Source organism: Mesorhizobium kowhaii (assembly GCF_042431665.1).
Lineage (GTDB): Bacteria > Pseudomonadota > Alphaproteobacteria > Rhizobiales > Rhizobiaceae > Mesorhizobium > Mesorhizobium kowhaii.
The window spans coordinates 1-9,801 of sequence record NZ_JBHLYT010000097.1 but is presented as its reverse complement, the minus strand read 5'-3'; the positions used below and the strand labels follow the sequence as shown (position 1 = coordinate 9,801).

Annotated in this window: 12 protein-coding genes and 1 pseudogene; 8 read left to right on the top strand and 5 right to left on the bottom strand. The window is 56.7% G+C overall.

Annotation, left to right across the window (positions count from 1 at the left end; translation table 11 throughout):
- Positions 1-219: 219 nt before the first annotated feature.
- The 7 genes and pseudogenes from ACFFNA_RS35120 to ACFFNA_RS35090 all read left to right on the top strand — a co-directional run.
- Positions 220-396: pseudogene (locus ACFFNA_RS35120) on the top strand (IS110 family transposase); the annotation flags it as partial.
- A gap of 459 nt (positions 397-855) precedes the next feature.
- Positions 856-1,101, top strand: coding sequence for an antitoxin VbhA family protein (locus tag ACFFNA_RS35115; protein WP_378924463.1), 246 nt, complete (start codon positions 856-858; stop codon positions 1,099-1,101).
- The gene (locus ACFFNA_RS35110; RefSeq protein WP_378924461.1) at positions 1,094-1,735 is read left to right on the top strand and encodes a Fic/DOC family protein; all 642 of its coding nucleotides are present in this window, start codon (positions 1,094-1,096) and stop codon (positions 1,733-1,735) included. Before ACFFNA_RS35115 ends, ACFFNA_RS35110 begins: the two co-directional genes overlap by 8 nt.
- 632 nt (positions 1,736-2,367) lie before the next feature.
- Complete coding sequence (locus ACFFNA_RS35105) at positions 2,368-2,928, top strand: YagU family protein (protein WP_378924459.1); 561 nt, start codon at positions 2,368-2,370, stop codon at positions 2,926-2,928.
- 244 nt (positions 2,929-3,172) lie between these two features.
- Positions 3,173-3,772, top strand: a complete 600-nt coding sequence (locus ACFFNA_RS35100) for a TetR family transcriptional regulator (protein ID WP_378924457.1) — start codon at positions 3,173-3,175, stop codon at positions 3,770-3,772.
- 214 nt (positions 3,773-3,986) lie between these two features.
- Complete coding sequence (locus ACFFNA_RS35095; RefSeq protein WP_378924455.1) at positions 3,987-4,379, top strand: hypothetical protein; 393 nt, start codon at positions 3,987-3,989, stop codon at positions 4,377-4,379.
- Positions 4,380-4,393: 14 nt separating this feature from the next.
- Positions 4,394-4,615 (top strand): hypothetical protein, encoded by a 222-nt coding sequence (locus ACFFNA_RS35090; RefSeq protein WP_378924453.1) that lies wholly within the window; start codon positions 4,394-4,396, stop codon positions 4,613-4,615.
- A 228-nt stretch (positions 4,616-4,843) separates the two neighbouring features.
- Here the strand turns inward: ACFFNA_RS35090 and ACFFNA_RS35085 are convergent, their stop codons facing one another.
- Together ACFFNA_RS35085 and ACFFNA_RS35080 are read right to left on the bottom strand one after the other, a co-directional pair.
- Complete coding sequence (locus ACFFNA_RS35085; protein WP_167392296.1) at positions 4,844-5,002, bottom strand: hypothetical protein; 159 nt, start codon at positions 5,000-5,002, stop codon at positions 4,844-4,846.
- 61 nt (positions 5,003-5,063) lie between these two features.
- Positions 5,064-5,297, bottom strand: a complete 234-nt coding sequence (locus ACFFNA_RS35080) for a hypothetical protein (protein ID WP_167392297.1) — start codon at positions 5,295-5,297, stop codon at positions 5,064-5,066.
- Between the two features lie 259 nt (positions 5,298-5,556).
- Here ACFFNA_RS35080 and ACFFNA_RS35075 point away from each other — a divergent pair, with 259 nt between their 5' ends.
- A complete protein-coding gene (locus ACFFNA_RS35075; protein ID WP_378924450.1) occupies positions 5,557-6,507 on the top strand; it encodes a diacylglycerol/lipid kinase family protein in 951 nt (316 codons plus the stop codon).
- Positions 6,508-6,720: 213 nt separating this feature from the next.
- On the opposite strand, the gene ACFFNA_RS35070 is transcribed toward ACFFNA_RS35075, so the two are convergent.
- The 3 genes from ACFFNA_RS35070 to ACFFNA_RS35060 form a co-directional block, all read right to left on the bottom strand.
- Positions 6,721-7,080: a transposase gene (locus ACFFNA_RS35070; RefSeq protein WP_378924465.1), complete on the bottom strand. Its 360-nt coding sequence runs from the start codon at positions 7,078-7,080 to the stop codon at positions 6,721-6,723.
- 309 nt (positions 7,081-7,389) lie between these two features.
- The gene (locus tag ACFFNA_RS35065) at positions 7,390-8,724 is read right to left on the bottom strand and encodes a type II toxin-antitoxin system HipA family toxin (protein WP_378924448.1); all 1,335 of its coding nucleotides are present in this window, start codon (positions 8,722-8,724) and stop codon (positions 7,390-7,392) included.
- Positions 8,721-9,020: a helix-turn-helix domain-containing protein gene (locus ACFFNA_RS35060; protein ID WP_245331287.1), complete on the bottom strand. Its 300-nt coding sequence runs from the start codon at positions 9,018-9,020 to the stop codon at positions 8,721-8,723. The genes ACFFNA_RS35065 and ACFFNA_RS35060 overlap by 4 nt, the downstream gene beginning before the upstream one ends.
- Positions 9,021-9,801: the final 781 nt, after the last annotated feature.

Here is a 9,801-nt window from a genome sequence, read left to right as displayed (position 1 = left end):
ATTCAAAGTCGCTCAATTCGTAACGTCGCATTCAAGCCTCCAAAAGAAGCCTTGAATCAGAACCCGTCACAAAGCGGTAGTCAGTTTATGAGTTTGCGGCCTAGATGCCGTAATGGGCCGGCCTTCGCGAGCATAGCCAGGTTGGGTGGCTGTCCCTCAGAATGATGGTGTTGAAACGGAGTCCGGGCGATCGGCTCCAACATCATGAGAGGAACAGCCATGGAACATTATGCGGGAATCGATGTCTCTCTGGACGAGAGCAGCGTGTGCATTGTTGACGCGACCGGAACGATCATGCGCGAGGTCAAGATCGCCAGCGAGCCGGAGGCGCTGGTCCGCTATTTCGACGAACTGGAATTGTCTGTTAGTCGCATTGGGCTCGAGGCCGGGCCATTACGGCATCTAGGAAGGAATTCGAGGCACTTTTCGAGAGATCGGTCGTCGTGGGTCAAGGTGCTGGAGGAACTCGTCTGGTGGGTGGATCGCCTGAAGGAGGAGGAAGGATCCAGGCGCGTATGGCGGCTTCCAATGGGATTTGACGGTGTGCGAAAGTTCGGCGATCAGCGCCATCACGCACGTCGGAAGGCGGGGCGGCCATGCTGGCGCCGCGGCGGCAAGGCGAGGAACGCCAGACGAGCCGACGCTATCCGAATCCCTATGCGAATCTTCCCAGGATCGTAGCGTTGCCGCCAAAGCGGCACCCGGCCATGGCGCTGGCGGCCGAGTGACCGGCGGTTTGGGCGGGCTATTCCGACATCATACCCAAGGCCCGATTTGAAGGAAGCTCCATTTGTTTCCTGCGGCTGAATCGCTTATGTTAAGGGCATGTAGGCACGAAACAGGAAATAACGGTTCATGGGAAAGATTGCCGTCAAAAATCGGTCGATGGACGATAGTCGCCTCAGCGAATCTCTGAACCCAGGGAGCTTCGGCAAGCATAGTCGTCATGAAGACATGAGGCAGATCGCGGCGATATCAGGGTTTGAGGGGTTAAGCCCGTCTCCGGCGTTCAAGGCGCTTCGGGAGCGCTACATTTCTGGCGAGATTTCGATCAAGGAGTTCCGGAAGGAGATCGATTCCCGCTGGAAACGGAATGGCTGACCCATATCTCGTTCCAGGCTCTGAAGGGCTCCTTCGAAACGAGATCGGCCTGACAACGATCGAGGAACTTTGGGAAGCCGAGTACCATTATGCCGAAGTGGGGGCAGCGGAGCTGTTCGCTTCGCAGCGAAACATCCGAATCTCCATGCGTGGATGGCGAACCGTCCACAAGGTTCTCTTCCGGGATGTCTATGACTGGGCCGGCGAGTATCGCACGGTCTTCCTCATCAAGGACAACGAACGGGGCCGATCCCGTTTCTGCGAACCCTCGCGCATCGAGGCCGAAGGGACTCGAGTGCTTGATGGACTCAAGGCTACGCTTCGGCACCTCGATCATGCCCCATTCGAAAAGATCGCCGAGGAATTCGCTGGCGCCTACGTCGACCTCAACCAGGTCCATCCATTCCGTGAAGGCAACGGGCGATCCCAGAAGGTCTTCTTCTCCTTGATCGCGCGCCGTTATGGAATCCAGCTGAACTGGGCTGAGATTTTCCCGGAAGAGCATAACAAGGCCGCCGTCGACGGGTCATTCGGCGAACTTGGCCTGATTTGTCAGCATTTCAGGTCGATCGCCGAACGAAGGTCAGGGAATACGGTCACTCTCTCGTATCCTGTGCGCCAAGAGAACGATTAAGAAACTGATGCCCGGTCAATGTCCAGACCGTTTAGCAAGCAGCAATTACCTGAGACGGAACGAGACTGCCTTCCCCGAATCATGAAGCTGTAGGCAGCTGCATCCAGCCTGTTGACATTAACCAATGTTCCGCCGAATCTCCAGTAGGGAACGATACCTTCCCTATCCAATCACCCAACATCTTGCGGTCCCCTGAGCGAAAGGGATAAGCGGTTGAAAAACGTCGCGCTACCAATCTGGTGAACTAACGTATGCCGCTCTTGACCATTCCGAAATCAGTTCGGTCTCAGAAACACCCATAGGGCAGCGTGCATCGGGAGGCGGTTTCATTGAGCTTATCGAAGAGGTGTAAACCAAAGTATGCCGATTTTAGCATCCGAGAATGCTCACTTTCCCAGCGCACAATAGGAACCGGGACTGCAGCGTTGCTAAATAGTAGCGAAGGCTTCGCGAAAGCCTAACCAATAATTGGTGGCTCAACCCGGCCCGTTCTGAAGGGGACGGGGAGGCATTCCTAGCGAATATCGCCGCAAGCCGACCCCGCGAGTTTCGAGTAGGCACGGGAAAATGAGCCCCGTCAGACCATGATCTCAAGCCGTTACGGATATCAAAGAAATAAAGGAAGTCCCATCATGCTGGAGCGCCAAATTAATCTCGGCATAATAATTTGGACGACAATCATTGGCGGCTTTTTTAGCTCGCTAGTTAAATGGGGCTCTGAGGTCAATATGCCGCCTCGGATGCCGGGCGAGATCTCTCCTCCGGCAGCGCACATTGATGCGTGGCTCGGGTGGCTTGGAGTTAATTCTCATTCTCTGGATTACGTATACCAGGGAGTAAAAATACCAGGGGCAGTCACGCTATATCATTGGTTGTTCAGCTTTATGTTTGCGTTTGTATACGTTTTTGTTTCAGCCTTTTTTCCAAAAATTAGACTCTGGCATGGCGCTCTCTATGGATTGACCATCGCAATTGTCATGCATGGGTTTTTAATTCCCCTACTTGGTTTCAGAAATCCGTCCTACGCAAACGGTGCAACGGGATGGCTGTGGAATCTGAATAGATATGAGTTGTGGAGCGAGATCCTCGGGCACATTTACTGGTCGGTTTCGATCGAAGTCTGTCTGATTGCAGTCCTTGCTCACTTCTCCAGGCCGCTTAAGGGAGCGTGGGTCGACGTAAATAGGGCGTAGCTGCTCCCGCGTTGCGGTCTTAATGCTGCCCTGAGCGAGTAAGCCGTGAAGGGCTTAGCCTTCAGACCGAACTTTGTTCGTCCATACGGGTAGTCACATCACAGCGGGAAAACCCGGTGTTTCATATACATTCATGAATGTATATATGATGAAAGAGCTAGGGATGTATGTAAAAAAGGTACCTCGAAGGAAATGATTTATGAGACGCACTAAGGCCGAGGCCGAGCGGACACGTGAGGCCGTGTTGGCTGCAGCAATCGATGTTTTCCTCGATCGCGGCGTAACCCGTGCTACCCTTGAACAGATCGCTAGTGCGGCAGGGGTAACACGTGGCGCCATCTACTGGCATTTCCACAACAAGCAAGAGATATTCACGGCACTTGAGCGGCGGGCCAACGTGCCAAACGAGGAACTCGGTGAACGGCTCAAGGCCCGCCTCGCCGCCTACCCCGATCTTGATCCGCTGGCCGAATTGGCAGGCGCAATTGGCGACGGACTGCGGTCATTCGAAATCCACCTCGAACGCCCCCGCATTCTAACGATACTATGGCTCCGGTGCGAATATGCCGACGACATGCAGCCGGTTATTGCGCGCCAGCGAGATGCAGACATGGCGCTGCAGAGAATTTTTGAATCCGTCATCGGACAGGCCGCCGCGCGTGGCCTGCTTGCGCCCGCCTTGTCGCCGGAATTGGCGGCGCGCGCGCTCCTTCTACTGTGCAATGGATCGATTCTCGATTGGCTACGCGCGCCCGAAGAGTCCGACCTGACAGCCAGCACCATGCCGGTCGTGACAGGCTTCCTCGACGCTATCAGCGCATCCAAGCGCCCGCGGAGGCCCTGATGGCCTTCGGAAATGCGCCTGACGAGCAGGTCATACGGTTCCCACAACATGGGCCAGCGCCGCCACTGGCGGCTGTGCCCGCAATGCGTTTCGCACCCAGAAAGCGGCCTCGGTGATGCGACGCGTACTAACGAACAGGGAATCCGCCCGAACGATAGGACTTCTATGCAACGGAATGGCGGCCCTTCTTGTCCGGTCCACGCGGGTTCTGCTCATGTCGGCGATATTATGCGCGCTGATCGGCTGCGCGACCCGAGGGGAATATGCCTTTCATCCTCTGGCCCTTGCCGCCAGCGATGCCAGCCAAGTGGATATGCTGGTCGCGACGACGCGCAAGCAGTCTGAAAATCTCGGCCAGCTCTATACTGGCGGCCGCGGAGCCGCGATATCGCTCAACAGGATAGTCGTCTCCATTCCTCCGGATCGGAACCCCACGATTGGAAAGGTCCAGTGGCCTTTGTTCATCAAACCCGATCCGGAAAAGGATTTTGCTGTACGCGGTAAGCTGAGAAGCAGGTCTGCTGGGGAGGAGTTCAGCCCATCGAGCAGCCCGACGTTTCGTCTGCTCGACTCGACAATGGACGGGAAGGCGGCAATATTCCTGTAGGTGGGAGAGGATGTATGCGAGATTTGCCACGCGACATAGATGCCGACGTTGTGATTGAAATCAGTCGTCTTCTCGATGACGCCGCGCACACCGTGGCTGTAGCGATCCACGGTCTTGTCAAACATATCCGGGACGCAACACAAACGCGACTTTCCGATCAGGCGATCGAAGAATTGATTGTTGAAATGGCCTCGACGCGTGGTTTGTCCATGATCTTCGAGAAGCCGGCGGCCTGAGCCTCGCTTCCAGGGTTCAACATCGACCCATTGCAGACGCCTTAGTCGCCGACGCGCATCAAGATTAGCGTGGGGTTCGGCCATTGGCGGCATCGAATTTACCGAAGACGGGGGTGTGAAAATCAAGGGATTCGTGACCTTCACGTGGATGCTTTGCAGTTAAATTGATAATCGGAGCTACCACATTCTCGCAATTAGCTGCCAAACCTAACCGAAACGATCGCCTTCTCACGATTTGCTGCCAAGCGACAGGCGAGGGTCGAATTCGTGAATGATGGCGACCTCGGCGTCGTCGATCTCGTCGCCCGGTAGGACGCGTAATCGCGGGCCGATTGACAGGGTGTCGCAGGAAGTGGTCGGATTCGGGGTGGTCTGACTGCCGTCCATGACGCATTCTGGCCGGCCATTACGGTGTCAGCGCCGCCCTGAAGAAGCGCTTCACTCCCCATTAATCGCGCTGCTCCGCGAGCCAGAATTCGACCGTATCGTCGACGCTGTTGATGGCGGATCGGCTGCCGCGATCCTGAAAGATCTGTGTAGCTTCGGCCTCGCCCAAAACCCAACTGCGAACCTTCGGTACACGGGGCCTGCTTACAGGAGCGACGACGTAATAACCATCCGGTGTTGGCACAAAGGCTTTGATGGCAACGACGACCCTTCCTGAAGCGAGAGCATCGGCCACCGAAACATCCCGCACGACTGCCAGACCTTGGCTCGACGTCGCTGCCTGTATCAGTAGCGCGTCGTCCGCATACGTAGCCGAGTGTGTCTCTCGACACCGGCCGCCTCGTGACCCGGCCCGATCATAGTTCGACACCCCTTTGGGACGGGAAGGTCCTGCTGGCCCATGACGGAAGTATTCTGGCCAATCCGGGGACAGGAACCTTGCAGGGTGCCGTTGCCAGTCCCTGATCGAGAGGATTCGTGATGCAATATCGAAATTGCATGAGACGAGCAGGCGATACCAGTTTCACTCCTTCGCAAGTGGCGCGCACATGACAGTTCTGGTCCTCCTCAATGCAAGCGCCGGCACAATCCAGCGCGCTGACTACGATGTCGAAGCATTCGTCCGAAGCGGGCTTCAGGCGCGCGGATTGGAAGCCGAGGTGCGAATGGCGGGCGGGAGCCAGATCGCGGAGATGGCCCACAGCTTCGTCTGGGCGAAATCACCCGGCGACAAACCAAGGACGCTTGTGATCGGCGGCGGCGATGGCACCCTCGGTTGCGCGGCTTCGGCGGTCGCGGGAACGGATGTCGTCCTGGGCGTTCTTCCGCTCGGTACCCTCAATCATTTCGCCAGGGATCTTGGTTTGTCGAATGATCTGGGGGCGGCCATGGATACAATCACCGCGGACCATGTGAAACAGATCGACGTTGCGGAGGTGAACGGCCGGGTCTTCCTCAACAACTCATCCATCGGCATCTATCCGTTTCTTGTCGCCGAACGGACCGCCGAGCAGAAGCGGCTGGGGGTCGGAAAGCTTGCCGCGCTCGGCCCGGCGCTTATCCGCACGCTCAAGGTTTCATCGTGGAAGAGGGTCAGGATTTCTATCGGCAACGAGCGAAGCCAGAAGACGCTTTGTGTGTTCGTTGGCAACAATTTCTACGATCTGCGCGAGCTCGGCCACCGCGGCAGTCTTACGTCCGGTGAGCTGTGCGCCTACGTCGTGAAGGCGCAGTCCTGGCTGGGGCTCGCGCTGCTGCCGTTCAAGGCCGCGCTCGGGCTGATCGACCCAGTCCGCGATGTCGAACTCTTCCGGGTTCAAAGTCTGGAGGTCAAAGCGCGCCGACGACACCTGCGCATTGCGATGGACGGCGAGACCGTCGAGGCAATACCACCGTTGCATTATCGGATACGGCCGCGGTCATTGCGCGTTCTCGCGCCGCCATGAAAAACGCCGCACCTCTTTGACGAATTGAAGCGTGCCGACAGCCGCCCTCCTGTCCTGAAAATCGAGCCTGGAGCCAATTCGGACTTTAATCTGATGGAACATAGCAACCCAAAAATGATGCGGCATCTGGGGTTAGGCTTGCTGGCGACAGCCCTGCTAGTGGCATTGATCACATCGGAGCGGATCCAGACGTGGGCGGGCAGGGGCACCGTCTCACTCGGCGTCGACAAGCTGCAATCTCGTCGCGATGTACTTAGCCCACTTGCGCCAACGCGGACAGATGAACATTGACCCGCCAAGCGCCGTTCTCGGTCGACGTAGGCGCGGGACCGGCACCCCGACAGCGACCACACCCATTTCAATGAAGGCGATTGGTGGGGTCTCGGATCGGTCACCCGATCTCCGTTCCCGGGTTTGCTTCATCCAGATGTGCAAGTGGTTCGCGTTCATGTCGTGACGCCGCGCGACAACCGCCACCGGATCACCGGACTCCTGCACCTCGCGCATGATCGCCAGCTTCTGCTCGACCGTCCAGGAGCGGCGCGTCCGCTGTCGGCCCGCATCCGTCGGCAGCGGCAGAGCCGCCGGCGTGCTCGCTCAATCACAGGAATGTGAACGAGGCGCGCATGTGTATGGCAGAATACTCGGTTGCCGAAGTCCTGCGGCTCAGCGCCGTCGGCATCAGCGGAGGGACTGCGACGAAATGAATGAGCCGGTTACGCCAAAGTTACATGGAAGGAGACACCCTGATTTTGCTCCATGTAACTGATTGAAAAATATGGTGGGGCGATACCAAGGTTCGAACTTGTGACCCCTACAATGTCAAACACTCAAGACGGGCCTTCAGGACATCAACGGCGGCGGCCACGGGGAGTGTACCCATCATCGCTTGCGCGTTTTCTTTCGTGTCGACACGGGCTCGGAAACAGCAAGATTGTCACCGGATGTATCGTGATGTTTCGCCTGTTCAGGTTGAGGCCTCCGTCCATTCAGGATCAGATCAAGTTCATTCTTTCGTGCTCTGGATAGACCTGCTTCGTCCGCGAACAGTGGCCAGCGATCGACCGCAGATCGGATGCGTTCAATCACGTTCAAAGCTTCCTGCTCGGAAATGGAAGCGCCATTAGCAACGGCAAGCAAATGCTGCCGCCCTGGATTCAATCCCTCCCCTGCAATCGATGCGCTATGCTGTCCTCCCGGGCCTGCCGAGAAGGTCAGATCGTACGCCGGAGAGAGTTTCCACCGCCCATCCGATCCCATCAGGAAAGAATGGTTCTTCGAATGGTCATCTCGGTTCCGTGCATACACATTGAAAACCATGTGACCGAACATGCGGAGGACCTCCGCGCTGTCTCTAGTCATCATGTACGTCAGTTTGTGAAGCGAACCGTAGTCAAGTGATGCCTGTCGATGGTCGGCATAAAGAAGACCGCTCGCAGTATGCATATGTAGTCGTCCATGCGATGTGCGGTCAAATCGCTTGGTCGCGAAAAGACGATTTCCTTTTTTTGTCTGCAGCACCCGCGTATCAGCCATCTCCAACCCGGCGGCACGGGCCATGAGCGCATAAGCTTGCTCCTCGACACCGATATCTATTGGGTCGTCGGAGCTACGCGATTTGACCATCCAGCGTTCGAGACCAAGCTTCAATTGATGGCCGTAATCGATCACAAAGGTATTCTGATCCGGGTTCAAGCCGATCATGATCTTGGGACGCGCGCCTGCGGAGCCGCCCTGAGCTCCCTGCAGTGCGTCAATCTCGGCAGTGTCCATCTCCTTTTGCACAAGCTCAACCTGCTCAACGAACCAGTCCAAGTCGCCTGCACCATGCTTGTCATCGGGAAGTTCAGGAACGAAAGCCAATGCTCCCATTCCGGAAGTTCCCACAGCAGAAAGGCGGTCCAAAGCCGTAAGCGTATGGTAGTCCACCCCCGCTTTTTGAAGGCAGCGATCCAGCAATAGGCGTCCCCATCCATCTGGAAGGCTGTCGTTAAAGAGCCCATGCAGCCCATTGAACGGTTCATGCTGAGCTGGAAGAAGACCTCCCTTCAATCCGAGATGGAACGGTGAAATTAGCAGTGGTGCGGTTATGAATTCGGCTGCGTACTCAAAGTAAGCTCGGCGTTCCTCGGAACTCCAGGCAAGCGTTCCCAGATCTCGTTGGGAACCCTCGAGATCGAGAATCACCTTCACTTTTCTGATTGGCCTGAACTTCATTTCTTGCGGACTCTCATCCTAGCCGGATGCCCGACGACATCTTCAAGTGTCTTTGGAGGTCGTGAAGGAAACAAGCTTTCAAATTCAGCTTCTGCCTCCAAAGCGAATGCGAGCTTTACGACAGCTTCAAAGGATGCCCTGCCGGTCTCTTCAAAAACTCGCAGGGAGCCGTAGGAAACTCCAGCCTTGGAAGCCAGCTCTCGTTGGGTAAAATTGGCATCAATCCGTCGTCGCTTCATCCGTGTTGCGACACCTTCAATGATTTCCTTCGGCGATGTCATTTTAAATGTTATCATGATAGCACTTATATCCATAATGCTAATTTAAGTGCAATAATAATAGCAATTATCAAAGATGTCAAGTTTGCTCGTCCCGATCCCGTCCGGAGGTTTGGAAATACGCGGCTCAGTCGCCGTCCAAACCGAGGAGGGGCTGAGCTATGGCGATGTCCGAAAACGAACCGAAAGGCAGCATTTCCTGCTGTCGCCGGGATGCCGACACTCACCGTCATGGACTTGGCGAAGGTCCGGGAGGAGACGGCGTACAAATGGTTCAAGCGCATGTGCTGGCCGGAGACCGACGGCGAGCGGTACTGTCCGCAATGCGGGACCCCCTGCGCTGCCACTTGATGAGCCACGGCCGTTACAGGTGCTCCGACTCGGCCTCGATACGCGTGAAAATGCCGTCACGATCTGAAAGCGCGAAGGCCAACCAGACGAGCCTCACGATTTCAGGTCGCCTGCCCTGCGCCGCTGGCGCCAGGGACTCCGAGAGCATCGATCTGGTACACATGCTACTAGCCCGCTTGATGCACGGCGATCGGCTTTCGGCGGCCTGCATGGCGAGCTGGCCGCCCTCGGAGTGCATTTTGACAAGCCTCGTCGGGCGCCGGCGATGATCCGTCGTGATGGAAGGCGGGGGTTTGCGGGTTGAGGTCGGCGGGTTTGTTTCGGGACGTCTGCGCCCCGTCGGCTATGTCGCGAGTTGCGGGATGCGGCTGAGGACGATGCGCAGAATACGCTGGTCGGGGCAGGATGTCGGCAGGTGCAGACGGATCTGGGTTTTCATCTCGACCAC

What these genes read in the sequence shown, in the direction of transcription:
- ACFFNA_RS35085 (WP_167392296.1), bottom strand. Translation starts at nt 5,002, where the DNA reads ATGGACGGCAGTCAGACCACCCCGAATCCGACCACTTCCTGCGACACC.
- ACFFNA_RS35110 (WP_378924461.1), top strand. Translation starts at nt 1,094, where the DNA reads ATGGCTGACCCATATCTCGTTCCAGGCTCTGAAGGGCTCCTTCGAAAC.
- ACFFNA_RS35060 (WP_245331287.1), bottom strand. Translation starts at nt 9,020, where the DNA reads ATGATAACATTTAAAATGACATCGCCGAAGGAAATCATTGAAGGTGTC.
- ACFFNA_RS35105 (WP_378924459.1), top strand. Translation starts at nt 2,368, where the DNA reads ATGCTGGAGCGCCAAATTAATCTCGGCATAATAATTTGGACGACAATC.
- ACFFNA_RS35090 (WP_378924453.1), top strand. Translation starts at nt 4,394, where the DNA reads ATGCGAGATTTGCCACGCGACATAGATGCCGACGTTGTGATTGAAATC.
- ACFFNA_RS35065 (WP_378924448.1), bottom strand. Translation starts at nt 8,724, where the DNA reads ATGAAGTTCAGGCCAATCAGAAAAGTGAAGGTGATTCTCGATCTCGAG.
- ACFFNA_RS35095 (WP_378924455.1), top strand. Translation starts at nt 3,987, where the DNA reads ATGTCGGCGATATTATGCGCGCTGATCGGCTGCGCGACCCGAGGGGAA.
- ACFFNA_RS35115 (WP_378924463.1), top strand. Translation starts at nt 856, where the DNA reads ATGGGAAAGATTGCCGTCAAAAATCGGTCGATGGACGATAGTCGCCTC.